The 14121-nt window shown below is 70.7% G+C and carries 19 protein-coding genes and 1 tRNA gene; 1 reads left to right on the top strand and 19 read right to left on the bottom strand.

What is annotated here, in order from left to right; all coding sequences use genetic code 11:
- Positions 1 to 104: 104 nt before the first annotated feature.
- The 5 genes from thrC to OHS33_RS24990 form a co-directional block, all read right to left on the bottom strand.
- Positions 105 to 1175: a threonine synthase gene (gene thrC / locus OHS33_RS25010; RefSeq protein ID WP_330332648.1), complete on the bottom strand. Its 1071-nt coding sequence runs from the start codon at positions 1173 to 1175 to the stop codon at positions 105 to 107.
- A 7-nt stretch (positions 1176 to 1182) separates the two neighbouring features.
- Positions 1183 to 2487 carry a homoserine dehydrogenase gene (locus tag OHS33_RS25005; RefSeq protein ID WP_330332647.1) on the bottom strand — a complete coding sequence of 435 codons (1305 nt, stop codon included), beginning with the start codon at positions 2485 to 2487 and terminating at the stop codon, positions 1183 to 1185.
- A 173-nt stretch (positions 2488 to 2660) separates the two neighbouring features.
- Positions 2661 to 4052, bottom strand: coding sequence for a diaminopimelate decarboxylase (gene lysA / locus OHS33_RS25000; RefSeq protein WP_330332646.1), 1392 nt, complete (start codon positions 4050 to 4052; stop codon positions 2661 to 2663).
- A 59-nt stretch (positions 4053 to 4111) separates the two neighbouring features.
- Entirely contained in the window at positions 4112 to 5098 is a 987-nt protein-coding gene (nrtL, locus tag OHS33_RS24995; protein ID WP_330332645.1) for an ArgS-related anticodon-binding protein NrtL, read from the bottom strand.
- A gap of 10 nt (positions 5099 to 5108) precedes the next feature.
- Positions 5109 to 5609, bottom strand: coding sequence for a response regulator (locus tag OHS33_RS24990; protein WP_443065466.1), 501 nt, complete (start codon positions 5607 to 5609; stop codon positions 5109 to 5111).
- A gap of 100 nt (positions 5610 to 5709) precedes the next feature.
- On the opposite strand from OHS33_RS24990, the gene OHS33_RS24985 reads away from it, so the two are divergent.
- A tRNA-Arg gene (locus tag OHS33_RS24985) sits at positions 5710 to 5781 on the top strand.
- Between the two features lie 218 nt (positions 5782 to 5999).
- On the opposite strand, the gene OHS33_RS24980 is transcribed toward OHS33_RS24985, so the two are convergent.
- The 14 genes from OHS33_RS24980 to OHS33_RS24915 form a co-directional block, all read right to left on the bottom strand.
- Positions 6000 to 7373, bottom strand: coding sequence for a tyrosine-type recombinase/integrase (locus OHS33_RS24980; protein WP_330332643.1), 1374 nt, complete (start codon positions 7371 to 7373; stop codon positions 6000 to 6002).
- The gene (locus OHS33_RS24975) at positions 7370 to 7543 is read right to left on the bottom strand and encodes a helix-turn-helix transcriptional regulator (RefSeq protein ID WP_330335191.1); all 174 of its coding nucleotides are present in this window, start codon (positions 7541 to 7543) and stop codon (positions 7370 to 7372) included. Before OHS33_RS24975 ends, OHS33_RS24980 begins: the two co-directional genes overlap by 4 nt.
- Before the next feature lie 11 nt (positions 7544 to 7554).
- Positions 7555 to 8949, bottom strand: a complete 1395-nt coding sequence (gene repSA / locus OHS33_RS24970; protein WP_330332642.1) for a replication initiator protein RepSA — start codon at positions 8947 to 8949, stop codon at positions 7555 to 7557.
- A complete protein-coding gene (locus tag OHS33_RS24965) occupies positions 8946 to 9641 on the bottom strand; it encodes a DNA methylase (protein WP_330332641.1) in 696 nt (231 codons plus the stop codon). The genes repSA and OHS33_RS24965 overlap by 4 nt, the downstream gene beginning before the upstream one ends.
- Positions 9638 to 9835 (bottom strand): hypothetical protein, encoded by a 198-nt coding sequence (locus OHS33_RS24960; protein WP_330332640.1) that lies wholly within the window; start codon positions 9833 to 9835, stop codon positions 9638 to 9640. Before OHS33_RS24960 ends, OHS33_RS24965 begins: the two co-directional genes overlap by 4 nt.
- A 5-nt stretch (positions 9836 to 9840) precedes the next feature.
- Positions 9841 to 10020 carry a hypothetical protein gene (locus OHS33_RS24955; protein WP_330332639.1) on the bottom strand — a complete coding sequence of 60 codons (180 nt, stop codon included), beginning with the start codon at positions 10018 to 10020 and terminating at the stop codon, positions 9841 to 9843.
- 94 nt (positions 10021 to 10114) lie between these two features.
- Complete coding sequence (locus OHS33_RS24950) at positions 10115 to 10660, bottom strand: GGDEF domain-containing protein (protein WP_330335190.1); 546 nt, start codon at positions 10658 to 10660, stop codon at positions 10115 to 10117.
- 5 nt (positions 10661 to 10665) lie between these two features.
- The gene (locus OHS33_RS24945; protein ID WP_330332638.1) at positions 10666 to 11040 is read right to left on the bottom strand and encodes a SpdD-like protein; all 375 of its coding nucleotides are present in this window, start codon (positions 11038 to 11040) and stop codon (positions 10666 to 10668) included.
- A 10-nt stretch (positions 11041 to 11050) separates the two neighbouring features.
- Positions 11051 to 11206 (bottom strand): hypothetical protein, encoded by a 156-nt coding sequence (locus OHS33_RS24940; RefSeq protein ID WP_330332637.1) that lies wholly within the window; start codon positions 11204 to 11206, stop codon positions 11051 to 11053.
- A gap of 12 nt (positions 11207 to 11218) precedes the next feature.
- Positions 11219 to 11404 (bottom strand): mobile element transfer protein, encoded by a 186-nt coding sequence (locus tag OHS33_RS24935; RefSeq protein WP_330332636.1) that lies wholly within the window; start codon positions 11402 to 11404, stop codon positions 11219 to 11221.
- Positions 11405 to 11425: 21 nt separating this feature from the next.
- A complete protein-coding gene (locus OHS33_RS24930) occupies positions 11426 to 12127 on the bottom strand; it encodes a DUF2637 domain-containing protein (protein ID WP_330332635.1) in 702 nt (233 codons plus the stop codon).
- A gap of 30 nt (positions 12128 to 12157) precedes the next feature.
- Positions 12158 to 12349 carry a hypothetical protein gene (locus OHS33_RS24925; RefSeq protein WP_330332634.1) on the bottom strand — a complete coding sequence of 64 codons (192 nt, stop codon included), beginning with the start codon at positions 12347 to 12349 and terminating at the stop codon, positions 12158 to 12160.
- A gap of 80 nt (positions 12350 to 12429) precedes the next feature.
- Entirely contained in the window at positions 12430 to 13779 is a 1350-nt protein-coding gene (locus OHS33_RS24920) for an FtsK/SpoIIIE domain-containing protein (RefSeq protein ID WP_330332633.1), read from the bottom strand.
- A gap of 2 nt (positions 13780 to 13781) precedes the next feature.
- Positions 13782 to 14111 carry an SCO3933 family regulatory protein gene (locus OHS33_RS24915; RefSeq protein ID WP_330332632.1) on the bottom strand — a complete coding sequence of 110 codons (330 nt, stop codon included), beginning with the start codon at positions 14109 to 14111 and terminating at the stop codon, positions 13782 to 13784.
- Between the last annotated feature and the right edge of the window lie 10 nt (positions 14112 to 14121).

Raw genomic sequence — 14121 nt, 5'->3', positions numbered from 1 at the left:
TCGTACGGCCCGAGTTGCCGGATTCCGAGGCCCTCGGGAGGGCTTCGGAATCCGGCCACGGGGCGGCGGCGGCCGCAGCCGCCGCCGGTTCGCCTTCGCTGCGGTCAGACGAGACCGAGGCGCACGGCGGCGGCCTCGGCGTCCACCGGGACGGTGACGGGCTGCGGAGCGCCCGCGACGGCCCAGTCGGGGTCCTTGAGGCCGTTGCCGGTGACGGTGCACACGATCTTCTGGCCCGGGTCGACCAGGCCCAGCTCGGCGGCCTTGAGCAGACCGGCGACGGACGCGGCCGAGGCGGGCTCGACGAAGACGCCCTCCTGCGCGGCCAACAGGCGGTAGGCGGCCAGGATCTGGCGGTCCGTCACCTCGCCGATGAAGCCGCCCGACTCGTCGCGGGCTTCGAGGGCGTACTGCCAGGAGGCCGGGTTGCCGATGCGGATCGCGGTGGCGATCGTGTGCGGCTCCTTGACGACCTCGCCGCGCACGATGGGCGCGGAGCCGGAGGCCTGGAAGCCCCAGACGCGGGGGGTGCGGGAGGCGAGGCCGTCGGCCTTGTACTCCTTGAACCCCTTCCAGTACGCGGTGATGTTGCCCGCGTTGCCCACCGGGAGGACGTGGATGTCGGGCGCGTCGCCCAGCGCGTCGACGATCTCGAACGCGGCCGTCTTCTGGCCCTCGATGCGGACCGGGTTGACGGAATTGACCAGCGCGACCGGGTAGTTGTCGGCCAGCGAGCGCGCCAGGTCCAGGCAGTCGTCGAAGTTGCCGTCGACCTGGAGGATCTTGGCGCCGTGGATGAGCGCCTGACCCATCTTGCCGAGCGCGATCTTGCCCTGCGGCACGAGGACGGCGCAGACCATGCCCGCGCGCACCGCGTAGGCGGCGGCGGAGGCGGAGGTGTTGCCGGTGGAGGCGCAGATGACCGCCTTGGCGCCTTCCTCCTTGGCCTTGGTGATCGCCATGGTCATGCCGCGGTCCTTGAAGGACCCGGTCGGGTTCGCACCCTCGACCTTGAGGTGGACTTCACAGCCGGTGCGCTCGGAGAGCACCTGCGCGGGGACGAGGGGCGTACCGCCTTCGCGGAGCGTGACCACCGGGGTGGTGTCCGTCACCGGAAGCCGGTGCCGGTACTCCTCGATGATCCCGCGCCACTGGTGGGTGCCGTTGTCGGTCATGGGTCCCTTACTCCCCTTCAACACGCATGATGCTGGCGACACCGCGGACGGTGTCCAGCTTCCGCAGCGCCTCGACGGTCCCGGAAAGGGCGGCGTCGGGAGCGCGGTGGGTGACGACCACGAGGGAGGCTTCGTTGCCGACCCCGTCCGGACGTCCTTGCTGCCTAACGGTATCGATGGAGACACCGTGTTCCGCGAACGTGGTCGCCACCTGGGCGAGCACGCCCGGCTTGTCGGCCACGTCCAGGCTGATGTGGTAGCGGGTGACGACCTCGCCCATGGTGCTGACGGGCAGCCGCGTGTACGCCGATTCGCCCGGACCCGTCACCTCGGCGAGCTTGTTGCGGCAGACGGCCACCAGGTCGCCCAGGACCGCCGACGCGGTCGGCGCGCCGCCCGCGCCCGGACCGTAGAACATGAGCCGCCCGGCGGCCTCGGCCTCGACGAAGACGGCGTTGTACGCCTCCCGGACCGAGGCGAGGGGGTGGCTGAGCGGGATCATCGCCGGGTGGACGCGGGCGGTGACGGACTGGCCGTCGGCGGCGCGCTCCAGGATGGCGAGCAGCTTGATGGTGCAGCCCATCCGCTTGGCGGAGGCGAAGTCCGCGGCGCTGACCTCGGTCATGCCCTCGCGGTAGACGTCGTCGAGGTGGACGCGGGTGTGGAAGGCGATGCCGGCCAGGATCGCGGCCTTGGCGGCGGCGTCGTAGCCCTCGACGTCGGCGGTCGGGTCGGCTTCGGCGTACCCGAGGGCGGTGGCCTCGTCGAGCGCCTCCTGGTACCCGGCGCCGGTGGAGTCCATCTTGTCGAGGATGAAGTTCGTCGTGCCGTTGACGATGCCCATCACCCGGTTGATCTTGTCGCCCGCGAGGGACTCGCGCATCGGGCGGACCAGCGGGATGGCTCCGGCGACGGCGGCCTCGTAGTAGAGGTCCCGGCCGTGCTGCTCGGCCGCGGCGTGCAGGGCGGCCCCGTCCTGCGCGAGCAGCGCCTTGTTCGCCGACACCACCGAGATGCCGTTCTCGAAGGCGGTGGTGATCAGGCCGCGGGCGGGCTCGATGCCACCGATGACCTCGATGGCGACGTCGATGTCACCCCGTTTGAGCAGGGCGGTCGCATCGGTGGTGATCAGCGCGGGGTCGATGCCCTCGCGCACCTTGGAGGGACGCCGCACGGCGACGCCGGCCAGTTCGACCGGCGCGCCGATCCTCGCCGCCAGATCGTCGGCGTGCGTCGTCATGATGCGCGCCACTTCTGAGCCGACCACTCCACAGCCCAGCAGCGCCACCTTCAGCGGACGCGTACGCATCATTAGACCCAAACCTTTCGATCCACGAACCGATCGCGCATCGGCCCACTCACCGATCTTCGCGTCGATCCATCCATCAGCCCCCGCTACGCGGTCTTGCGCACCAGGTGGGAACAAGTCTCACTCAATGGACACAACTTTCCATCCTTGGTCCAGTGAGTGAGACGGTTATTTCATTATCCGACGTCGATCCGCAGGAGATCTTCCTCCGTGTCACGACGGACGATCACACGGGCCGCGCCGTCACGCACGGCGACCACCGGCGGACGCAGCGCGTGGTTGTAGTTGCTCGACATGGAGCGGCAGTAGGCGCCGGTCGCGGGCACGGCGATCAGGTCGCCGGGCGCCAGGTCGGCGGGCAGGAAGGCGTCGCGCACGACGATGTCACCGCTCTCGCAGTGCTTGCCGACGACGCGGGAGAGCATCGGCTCGGCGTCGGAGCTGCGCGAGACCAGGGCCACGCTGTATTCGGCGTCGTAGAGGGAGGTGCGGATGTTGTCCGACATCCCGCCGTCGACGCTGACGTATGTCCGCAGGCCCTCCAGCGGCTTGATCGTGCCGACCTCGTAGAGCGTGAAGGCGGTGGGCCCGACGATGGCGCGGCCGGGCTCGACGGAGATCCGCGGCGCCCGCAGACCGGCGCTCTCGCACTCGCGCGCGACGATCTCGGTGAGCGACTTGGCGATCTCGTGCGGCTCGCGCGGGTCGTCGCCGTCCGTGTAGGCGATGCCGAGGCCGCCGCCGAGGTCGATCTCGGGCAGCTCGACGCCGTGCTCGTCGCGCACGGCGGCCAGCAGCTGCACCACGCGCTTGGCGGACACCTCGAAACCGGCCATGTCGAAGATCTGCGAGCCGATGTGGGAGTGGATGCCGATCAGTTCGAGGCTGTCGTGGCCGAGCACCCGGCGTACGGCCTCGGCGGCCATCCCGTCGGCGACCGCGATGCCGAACTTCTGGTCCTCGTGGGCCGTCGCGATGAACTCGTGCGTGTGGGCCTCGACGCCGACGGTGACGCGGATCTGCACGCGCTGGCGGACCCCCAGCTCGGCGGCGACGTGCGCCACCCGGACGATCTCCTGGAAGGAGTCGAGGACGATCCGTCCGACGCCCGCCTCGACGGCCCGCCGGATCTCGGGGACCGACTTGTTGTTGCCGTGGTAGGCGATGCGCTCGGCGGGCATCTCGGCGGCGAGCGCGGTGGTCAGCTCACCGCCGGAGCACACGTCGAGGTTGAGCCCCTCTTCCTTCAGCCAGCGCACGACCGCCTTGGAGAGGAACGCCTTGCCCGCGTAGAAGACGTCGGCGCCGGGCCCGAAGGCGTGCGCCCAGGCGCGGCAGCGGGTCCGGAAGTCCTCCTCGTCGAGGAAGTAGGCGGGGGTCCCGAACTCCTCCGCGAGCCGGGTCACTTCGATCCCGCCGACGCTGACCACACCGTCGCCGCCGCGGGTGACGGTCCGGGACCACACCTTCTCGGGGAGCACGTTGAGGTCGGCGGCCGGCGGGGAGTAGTGCCCCTCCGGCAGGACGTCGGCGTAACGGGGACCAGCGGGATGTGCGGAACGGCTCATGACGCTTCTCTTTCTCCTTCTACGAGTCGGTGGGGCGGCGCACCCGGCTAAACCACTTGTCACACCACTTCGGGAACGCCGATGCCGAGCAGGGTCAGGCCGCCGGCCAGCACCGTCCCGGCGGCTTCGGCGAGCGCTAGCCGGGCGCGGTGGGCGGCCGAGGGTTTCTCGTCCCCCTTGGGGAGCACGTCGTACTGGAAGTCGAGCAGGGCGTCGGCGAGCACGACGAGGTGCCGGGCGAGCCGCTCCGGCGCCCGGTGGTGCGCGGCGGCCTCCAGGACGAGGGGGTACTCGCGGAGCGCGCCGAGCAGGGGCGTGGCGTCGACGTACGTATCGGTATCGGTATCGGTATCGGCCGGCTCGAACCCCAATTGGCGGGCACCCCGCACCAGGGCGCGGGCGCGCGAAACGGCGTACCGCACCCGCCAGAACTCGCTCGCCTCCCCTTGTACGGAGAGCACCGCGCCGAAGTGCGGCGGCTGCGCGGGGTCGGTCGCGAGCATCCCCCACCGGGCGGCGTCGGCCCCGAAGCGCCGGACGACGTCCCCGTCGGCCCGCGCCACCGGCGCGACGCGCGGCGGCCCGGACGCCTCCGGCATCCCCTGGGCGGCCAACAGCCGCCCGACGGCCTCGCGCACGGCGCGGGCACGGGGCTCCTGGTCGGTGATGGGTTCTGCTCCCGTGACGGGGCGGTCGGCGAACCCGTACTCCGCCCCGCGCTCGCGGACCAGCCGTACGACATCGTCGGCATCGCCGCCGGCCTCAAGACTGAAATTCAGGAAACCCGGGCCGGTGATGTCCACGCGCCGGATCCCGGCCACCGCGCCGAGCCGCCGGGCCAGCAGCCCGGCCACCTCGGCGGGGGTGCGTCCGCTCGCCTTGGCCAGCTGGAGGGCGACGGGGCTGGCGTACTCCCCCACTCCCCCGGGCCTGGTCCGCTCGACGACGACCCGCTCGGGCACGGCCGCCCCGGGGCCCAGCTCCCCGCCCTCGACGGCGCAGCGCACGGCGCGCACGACGGTACGGGAGAGGTCAGCGGGGGTCACGGGATCCACCCTAGGGGAGAAGGTCCCCCCTGAGGCGAACCGGTTTCGCCATGTGGATACCCCGCCCGCCGCCACCGCCGCCCTTGCGCTCTATGAGCCGGCGCACGACCCGCACCAGCTCGGCCGGCTCGAAGGGCTTGGCGAGGAACGCGTCCACCTGCGCGACGGTCCCGGACTCCACCTCGTACTGCGTACAGGCACTGACGATCGCAACGGGCACCAGCCGCGTCCGCGGATCGGCCCGCAGCCGCGCGACGGTCCCGAACCCGTCGAGCCGCGGCATGACCATGTCCAGGGTGATCACATCAGGACACACGCGGTGCACGACGTCCAGGCACTCGGCACCATCGTTCGCGGTCACGACCTCGAAGCCCTCCAGCTCGAGATTGACCTTGATCAGCTGCCGGATGACCTTGTTGTCGTCGACAACAAGCACCCGGCCCGGGGCGCCTGACACAACTCGAGAGTAGGTCGCCCTAAGCCCCCGCGTCCGGGTTTTTGCCACTTCCACCCCGTCCGGGCGACCCACCCTCCCCTCCCCCGCAAACGGGTTCCTGATCACCCCGCGGAAGCTGGTAGTGTTCAACCCGTCGCCGCACAGCGGATGACACGCCCCCGTAGCTCAGGGGATAGAGCAACGGCCTCCGGAGCCGTGTGCGCAGGTTCGAATCCTGCCGGGGGCACTTCGCAAGGAGTGCCCAAAGACCCCGCCATCAGCGGCAACGCTGAGACGGGGTCTTCGCGTATGTGCAGCCAACTGCCGCGGTACGCAGCCCTATGTCAGGCCCTGTGGACTATTCGTGGACAGGATCTTGGCCCATCGGCGCAGGTCAGCGGTGGAAACGCGGAAGGCCCCCGGACAGGTCCAGGGGCCTCGCAGCGTATCGCCAGTCACTCGCGATCACTCGTACTCGCGCAGCAGATCCTCGATCCGGCGGTTGGCCACCTCCTGGCGACCGTCGAGGCACTTCGCGTACCGACTGAGCAGCACCTCCACGCTGTTGCCCGCACGCTCGGCGACCTCGGTCGGATCGACCCCAGCGTTGAGCCACGTGGACAGCGCCGAGTGCCTCAGGTCGTAGGGCCGGTGGGCGAGCGGCGAGGCGGCCGCGGCCGGCGGCAGAGCCAGCACCCGGGCTTCCTGCCACGCCCTGTAGTAGGTGGAGGAGGAGACCACTCCCCCGCCTTCACTGAAGAAGAGCCGTCCGTCGTTGGTAGTCCCGAAGGTGTCGAGGTGGTCCTGAAGGATGGCCACCAGCTGCGGAGGTATCGGCACCCGGCGTACGTCTTCCGTGGGCCGGTTCTTCAGCCCGCGGTCGTCGTGGCTCTCTCCGGAGTCGGTCCACTGCTTGCCGACGCTCGGCCTGGTGCGGTGCAGCAATGCCGTCCCCCATCCGGATTCCGGAAGTGTCAGGTCTGCCTCAGTCAGCCCCACCACCTCGGCCGGCCGGAAGCCCCCGAAGTACATCCCCGCGAAGAGACCTACGAGCCGCCTGCCGCGTGCCCGGCTGTAGCCGCCAACGTACGAGACAGCGTGCAGGAGCGATCGGGCTTGCTCAGGATTGGCCACCACCCGAGGGTCGACCTCATTCGACACCTTGGGCTTCTGCCAGCGAACCGCCGAGAGCGGGTTCTCCCGGAATTCCCCGAGATCCACCGCGTAGTGCAGGGCATTGACCAGTGTGCGTCGCTTCCGCCGTACGGTCTCGGCAGCAGCCGCAGTCCCATCTAATTTGATCTTCAGCGAGTCGAGAACCGCTCGCCCAAGAGCCGGGTCGGTGAGATCCGACAACGGCCGGGAGGCTTTGGCGACCCAGTGGAGGATGTTCCCGATCTCCGGGGGAAGCTCCCTGCTGTCCGGGCCGGGCAGGACGAAGGCCCAGTTCCGAAGTGCTTTCCGCAGCTCGGCATCGGCGGGCCGGCCGGGCCGATCGTCCAGCAGGGCCATGGTGACCGAGGCCAAGGATTCGTTGATCCCGTCACGCGTGTTCGGCGCAGCATGCGGCCACTTCATGGCGAGGTACTTGAGAGCGAAGGCGTACCAGCTCAGCGTGGCTTTCTGCTCAGCCATCGAAGCGGGAAGGCCCGACTCCGTATCGAATTCCTCGCCGTCACGGGCCGCCCGCATCAGCTTGGACCGGAAGTTATCCGCGAGCCCTTTCGTCCTGAAGGACTCGGGGAAGACCTTCCCGGCGACGGACCAGCGCACGTCATAGGAAGGCTTCTTCGTGTCCCTCTTCCGGACACTCCAGATCTTGACGTCGAGCGACTTCACGCGGCAGCACCATCTTGGCTCCGCAGCCAGGCAAGAAAATCACTCCGCCACACGCGCAGTTCGCCGTTGGGCAGCTTGAAGGCCTCAGGCGCATGACCAAGTTCGCGCCACCGGTAGAAGGTGCGTCGGGAGATCCCTTTCAGCTCGGCAAGGATCTCCGGGACGGTCATCAGCTCGTCCTTCACGTCAACGCTCCTTCCAGGTCCATCAGGGCTTCGCGGGCGGTCTCGCGGTTGAGCTGGATGTCGCGTCGGATGTTGGCGGCGAGCCAGGACTCACCGGGGGTGGAACCATGGCCGGCGTAGGACCAGTGGGCTATGACGAGGAGCGTGGCTTCGGGATCGTCGTCAGGGTCGGGAAGTCCGATCGAGGCGCGTTGCTGGGCAGCGCGGTAGTCGGCGCGGACCTGGCGTAAGGCGCCGAGCGTGGTCGAGTAGCGGCGGGACTTGGTGGAGAAGTGGCCGCGGAAGCCGAGCATGTGGGCCCAGGCCCGGAGACGGCGTTCCGGGTAGGCCCGGTCGAGATCCATGCAGGCTTCCATGAGCCGCCGGGGGTGGTCGGCGACGCCGAGGAGGATGAGGGCTTCCTTATTGCCGACCGGGTGGTCCACGGCACCGGTCGTCTCGGCAGCTTTGGTGGCGTACTTGGCGACGTAGGAGGCGACGGCCTGTTCGGTCAGGTCTTCGCCGTTGCCGAAGGCGCCGATGGGCTGCACGTCGATCTGATCGCCCCACTGGAGAATCCAGTCGTTCACGTAGCCGTGGTCCCGGTCGGCAGGTACCACGACGCGGACGCGGGCAGCCGCGGCACGGATCGCGTCCGTGAGCAGGTCGAGGGTGGCCCAGGGCGGGGGCGGGGTATGGGGGCCGGCCGATCCGTCGAAGCGGATCACGGCGTGGAAGTGGACGGCCCCGCGCTTTTGGTACTCGGCGACCTTGCCGAAGGAGACGCGGGACTGTTCTCGGGCGGCCTTCTGGGTGAGGCCGGCGCGGGCGGCGATCTCCCGGCGGAGGTAGATCGTGAAGTACCGCCACAGGTCGGAGGCGTGGTTGTTCCACAGCACCGCGCCTGCGTAGTCGTACGTGTACGGGTCGAGCGGGGTGCCGAGTTCGGGTGCGTCCTCGGGGTGCCGGGCGCCGCAGCGGCAGGGTCGGGGGCCGGGGCGGTTGTGGACCGGTCCGAAGGATGGGGCGGTCAGGGTGGCGAAGACGCGGGGGTGGTCGCGGATCGTCTCCGGGGTGCCTTTGTCGGGAGCGCCGACGAGCCCGGCGCGGATCAGGTGGTAGGTGTCGCCCGCGTAGGTCCAGGCGCAGGCGGGGCAGCGGGAGGCCCGGCGGTTGCCGCAGGCGACGCGGAGGACCCCGCCGGGTTCGGTGTCGGTGGTGTAGGCGTGGAGCACGGTCCGGGTGGCCGGGTCGAGGAGCTTGGTGCCGCCGGAGAGCCGGATCGGGGCGGTGCATCCTCCGGTGCGGCGGATCTGTTCGTGTAGGCGGTCGAAGCCCGGGGCGCCGGCCACCCGGAGCAGATCGCTCAGGGTGGCCGGGTCCAGGCCCGCGGCGGTGGCGGTGTCGGTCACGCGAGTACCTCTTGCCGCGCGGTCATGAAGGCGGTGCCGATCCAGCGCGTGTATGCGGGCGGGATCGCCTCGGTCAGTTCCGCGTGGACGTCGGTCCAGGTGATGCCCATGGCGTGCTGCATCTCCGGGACGGAGGCCTTGCCACCGCCCTTGCCGTAGGCAGCCACGTAGGGCCCGTCGCGGCGGATGCCGTGGCGGTGGCCTCGGACGTATCCGCGGTGGCGGGGGTGAGCCGGCTTGGCGGTGAACCAACCACCGAGTTCGAAGTTGCGGTGCCGCAGAACGCCGAGGCCGAACATCTCGCCGCACAGCGTGAGGTCTTTCCGGATGGCGGCCCGTCCGTTGGGCTGCTCGATCACGTACGGCAGGCCGGAGGCGTCGAGTAGTTCCCGGGTCGGCGCGACGAGGTCGGTGTGCGTGCGGCCCCATCCCTGCGACTGGTTGGTGCCGACGGTGAGACCGCAGCCGGCCTGGCAGGGAGGGGAGGCATGCGCGAGGGCGTAGTTCTCGATGGCGCCCGTGGCGATCAGATGGGCGAGGTATTCGAGGGCGTCGCCCTGGTGGTAGGCGAAGGGGTAGCGGGGGCGTTCGGCGATGTCGCAGCCGTCCACCGCGAAGCCCGCCCGGTGGTAACCCATGGCGGCACCGCCGGCGCACGAGAAGAGATCCAGGACGCGGGGCGCGCTGGTCATGCCGCACCTCCCGCGTCATGGGCGGCACCGTGGTTGGCATTCCAGCCAGCGACCAGGGCACCGACCTGCGCGTCTCCCTTGGCGGAGGCGGAGGCGCCGCAGTGGCAGACGGCGGACGCGGTGGCGGGCTCGGACGGGGAGGGCTTGCTGACGTGCAGCCCGGGTGCGCTGTTCGTGGGGGTCAGCTTGGCCACAGGGATCACCGGCCGAGCCGGACGAGGACCGCGGGCGCGGTGTGGCCGAGGCCGCGGCACGTCGGGCAGTGCACACGGAGGGTGGTCCGGGTGCCGTCGGAGTCGCGGGCGCCGGTGGTGATGGTGGCGGTGGCGAAGCCGTCGCAGTCGCGGCAGACGGGCGGGGTCGAGGCGCTCTGGGGCATGATGAGTTGTCCCTTTCGGGTCCGTTGGATCTGGGAGGGGTTCAGGCGCCCGGGGCGGCGGAAGTTTGGCGACCGAGGCCGCCCCGGGGGCCGCTCAGCGTGTGTTGCGCCTGCCGTGGCCCTTGGCCGTGTACATCGCGGTGTCGGCGGCGGACAGCGCGTCCGTGAGGGTGGGAACCGGCAGGTCGGCGCGGTGGCAGTGACCGACCGAGGCCGAGACCGGCAGGACGATCCCGTGGTGCGTGACGGGTTGGTCCAGGGTGGTCCGGAGGGTGGGAAGGCCCGGGGTGCGTCCGGGGCTGGTGACGATGGCGGCGAACTCGTCTCCGCCGAGGCGGGCGGCGAAGCCGTGGCCTCCGCACCAGGTGGCCAGGCGGAGGGCGGTCGCGGTGAGTACCGCGTCTCCGGCGGCGTGGCCGTGGGTGTCATTGACGGCCTTGAAGTCGTCCAGGTCGACTAGGAGCACGAGGGCGCCCGGGTGCTTGGCCATCAGGTGTTCGGCGCGGGCGGTCCAACCGGCGCGGGTGTGCAGGCCGGTGAGGGGGTCGCGGCGGGCGGTGGCCAGTCGGCGCAGGAGCGTCCCGCCGTGGATGGCCCAGCCCAGGGCCGGTAAGCCCGCTGCGATCACGTGGGTATCCATGCTGGTCACCGGCCCTTCTGGAGGTCCTTGACCAGCAGGCGGAGGACGACGGCGACCAGGGCGACGGAGACGCCCGTAATGGCGACGGCGAGCAGCATCGAGACGAGGACCGCACCGACGACCAGGACCACGGCGACGCCGCCCGCGACGAGCGCGGCAGTGCTGCCGGGGGTGAGCTGGACCGTGGGGTGGGCTGGAGCCGGTGCCGGAGTGACCGGAGCCCAGCCGGACGGCGCGATGTCGATCGGGCTGTGGTGGACGGGGACCGTCGGAGCGGCGGGCTTGTGCAGGGAACCGGCACCGGGCAGCGGGAACGGCTGGACGGTCGGGGTCGTGATGCCGGGCGGGAGCGGGTTCACCGGGATTCGGGGTCGGAGCATGGCGGCTCTCCTACTTGCTGGTCGGCGGGATGAGGGCGGACAGGGAGCTTCCGGCGAGGAGGTAGCCGCCGACGAGGATGACGGCGACGAGCCACCAGGGCGGGCGGACGAGCTTGATGCCGAGGGCGCCGACGACGATCAGGGCGAGCCAGAGCGGAACGTCCATGACGGTGGTCTCCTAGGCCTTGCAGCGGTGGGTACGGGCGGCGAGTTCGGCTCCGGCGCGGCTGTGGTAGTCGGCGGAGAAGTCGCAGCCGGGGGCCGTGCAGACGGCGGTGTGCTTCGTGCGGCCCCGGCCGTCGCGGAAGTCGGCGACGCGCACCGGGCCGATGCGGATCACGTTGTAGAAGCGGTTCGGGCGCATGGGAGCGATCTCCATTCGGGGTCAGGTGAGTTGGAGGGCGATCGAGTCCGCGAGGGCGGCAGGGACGCCGAGTCTGCTGCGGAGGGTGGCCCCGTCGATCGGGGTTCCGGTCTGGGCCTGGTGCGCGTCCGCGATCTTCTGGGCGTGGTCGAGGAGAGCGGGTGGAACGGGCACGGCAGGCGACGGCGGAGCGGGCGGCAGCGGTGCGATCTCAGGCGCCGCGTCGTCCGGGACGAGTGACGCGTCATCCGGGACGAGTTCGGCGGGCGGTAGTTCGGGGGCCGTCTCTGGGGCACGTTCCACGGTCAGGTCCGGCGCGGTATCGAGGCGGGGTTCCTCACGGGGTTCGGCTACCGCCGCGGGGGCCGGTGAGTGGGCGAGGAGCGTGCCGCCGAGGAATGCGAGGGCGGGCCATCCGGCGACGAGGATGCGCAGCCAGGCCGGGACGTCTTTCAGGTCGAGCAGTCCGGCGGTGGCGACGTTGGCGCCGAGCGAGGCGATCAGGGCGATGGCGAACCAGAGCCAGGCGTCATGGTTCTCGGTGTCCGTGCGCATCCGGCGCCACGCGGCGACCAACAGCAGGTCCACGCTGACCGGGTAGGCCCAGGCTTTCCAGCCGTCCTGACCGGCCGCCGCTGCCAGGTCGTGCAGGTGGGAGAAGGACAGGGCACCGGCAATGACGGCCTGGATGAGCACGGGGTCGATTCGGAGGGTGCGGAACACGGAGTCACCTCCTTGGTAGGAACTGGTGGGTCAGGCGGTGCCGGTGCCGAGGCAGGCCGGGCACAGTCCGGTCTGCGTGGCGCCGATCTCCCGGCGCTTGCGTCCGACCCGCACGGTCGTCGTGGTCTCGCCCGATCCGGCGCAGGTGCCGCAGGGCTCGGGGGCGGGAGCGGGCTTGGGCGAGCGGGGCCGCCGGGTCGTCGGCTTCTTGCTGGTGGTCATGGCAGTTCCCTTCGGTTTCGGGCATGGCCGGGTAGGGACCTGGCGCGAGACGGTCGCGCCGACCGAGGGGGAGAGAACGCCTAGTCCGCGACCGGTACCGGCGTGACCAGCGCAGCAGAGGCCACGACCGGAGAACCGGCGGGGATCTGCGGCCGGTACGGAGCGAGGCACGGCAGGACCGGGGTCAGGTGCGCGAACTGTGCGCAGACCGCCGCAGCCTCATCGGCGCTGAGTTCGGGGGTGCGGATGCGGGACCAGCCGCCGGAGGTGTCACCGGCCACCGCGAGGCCGGGCCGGTCGGCCGGGATCGCGGTCACGGCCGCCACCGCGTCCGGGGCGATGTCGCCCAAGCCCATGTCGGCGGTCTGCTTGTCGTTGACCCGGTGGACCACGCGCCCGGTGAGCTGCGCACGCAGGGTCGTAGCCCCCTTGCCGAGGTCTGACCCGAAGCGCTGCCCGCAGATCTCCAGGTAGATACCGGCGGCGCGGGCCATCTGCCCGAGCCGGATCATCTGCATGACCATCCGGTCCCGCCGCTCCTCGTCCTTCTTCACCGCGACGAGGAACAGCTCCGCGACCTCGTCCACCAGCAGCACGACCGGAACGGGACGGATCTTCTCCGGCAGGGCCCACACATCGGCCGCGCCGTGGCTGCTCAGCAGGTCGAAACGGCTCTCCATCTCGCCCACCAGGGCATCCAGCACCCCCGACGCTTCCTCCGGCGTCACAGCGAGCGCCGACAGCCGGGGTGCGTAGCCTCGCTGTTCGACCCCCCTCTTGCAGTCGATCCCGACCAGCGCGACCCGCATGCGGGCCAGGCCCACGACCAGGTTGCGCAGGTACATGGACTTGCCCGACTGGTTGGCGCCGAGCGTCAGCGCGTGCGGGACCTTCAGATAGTCCCGGACGAACGCCGAGCCGTCCTCCCGAAGCGCGACCGGCACCACCATCTGACCGGCGGGGCGCCGACGCGGCATCTTCACTCGCCGCAGGACGTCGTAGCCGGTCATCCGCAGTTCGATGAATCCCGGCTTGGTCTCGACCACGTGGACGGAGTGGACGCCCCAGGCGTGCCGGAGCCGTTCGGAGGCCGCGATCACGTCGGCGGGCTCCAGTCCGGCCGGGAGACGAAGGGTGACCCGCATGCCGGTCGAGGAGCCGCGTACGCGACGGATCTTCGGTGGCACGGGCTGAACGTCACTGCGACGGGCGACGTTGCGCACGAGGAACGCCCGCAGGCGGGACGGCTGCACGGTCAGCCCGCACACGTCCATCGTGGAGCGGTACGTCACCGCGAACCGGACCTGTGCCACCGGCAGCCCGACCACGGACCAGAACACGCGCGGCGCGCGAGCCTTCGCGTAGCCGAGACCGCCGCCCGCACCGGCCAGCGGGAGGCCGACCTCCCATAAGGGCGTCAGGTCGCCCATGATCAGGCCCCGACCGAGAGGGCGACGGCGCGGAACGAGATGCCGTGCCGGGTCTGCCCGTTGAACGTGTTCTCCCAGTCCCGTGCCTTGAGCCCGATCACCGACACCGCCATGCCCGGCATCAGGCCCTCGGGGAGACCGGTCTCCGGAACGACCACCTGGTAGAGGTTGCCCTCCCCCTCGTCCGAGATCAGCAGGCCCACCGTGGACAGTGCAGCACCGGTCTCCCGGTCCATCGCACGCTCACCGGTCTGCTTGCTCACGAGCTTCGGAGTGGGAGCCGTAGCGACGAATACCACGGCGGTCGACGTGTCCACCTTGAACGACGGCATGGTTTCTCCT

This window comes from Streptomyces sp. NBC_00536 (assembly GCF_036346295.1).
GTDB lineage: Bacteria > Actinomycetota > Actinomycetes > Streptomycetales > Streptomycetaceae > Streptomyces.
Note: the sequence above shows the minus strand (reverse complement) of the source record. Positions and strands in the feature narration are given on the sequence as shown.

Coding starts and splice junctions, on each gene's coding strand:
- thrC (WP_330332648.1), bottom strand. CDS start 1,175: ATGACCGACAACGGCACCCACCAGTGGCGCGGGATCATCGAGGAGTAC.
- OHS33_RS25005 (WP_330332647.1), bottom strand. CDS start 2,487: ATGATGCGTACGCGTCCGCTGAAGGTGGCGCTGCTGGGCTGTGGAGTG.
- lysA (WP_330332646.1), bottom strand. CDS start 4,052: ATGAGCCGTTCCGCACATCCCGCTGGTCCCCGTTACGCCGACGTCCTG.
- OHS33_RS24975 (WP_330335191.1), bottom strand. CDS start 7,543: ATGACCGTCCCGGAGATCCTTGCCGAGCTGAAAGGGATCTCCCGACGC.
- OHS33_RS24965 (WP_330332641.1), bottom strand. CDS start 9,641: ATGACCAGCGCGCCCCGCGTCCTGGATCTCTTCTCGTGCGCCGGCGGT.
- OHS33_RS24955 (WP_330332639.1), bottom strand. CDS start 10,020: ATGCCCCAGAGCGCCTCGACCCCGCCCGTCTGCCGCGACTGCGACGGC.
- OHS33_RS24950 (WP_330335190.1), bottom strand. CDS start 10,660: ATGGATACCCACGTGATCGCAGCGGGCTTACCGGCCCTGGGCTGGGCC.
- OHS33_RS24945 (WP_330332638.1), bottom strand. CDS start 11,040: ATGCTCCGACCCCGAATCCCGGTGAACCCGCTCCCGCCCGGCATCACG.
- OHS33_RS24940 (WP_330332637.1), bottom strand. CDS start 11,206: ATGGACGTTCCGCTCTGGCTCGCCCTGATCGTCGTCGGCGCCCTCGGC.
- OHS33_RS24935 (WP_330332636.1), bottom strand. CDS start 11,404: ATGCGCCCGAACCGCTTCTACAACGTGATCCGCATCGGCCCGGTGCGC.
- OHS33_RS24925 (WP_330332634.1), bottom strand. CDS start 12,349: ATGACCACCAGCAAGAAGCCGACGACCCGGCGGCCCCGCTCGCCCAAG.
- OHS33_RS24920 (WP_330332633.1), bottom strand. CDS start 13,779: ATGGGCGACCTGACGCCCTTATGGGAGGTCGGCCTCCCGCTGGCCGGT.
- OHS33_RS24915 (WP_330332632.1), bottom strand. CDS start 14,111: ATGCCGTCGTTCAAGGTGGACACGTCGACCGCCGTGGTATTCGTCGCT.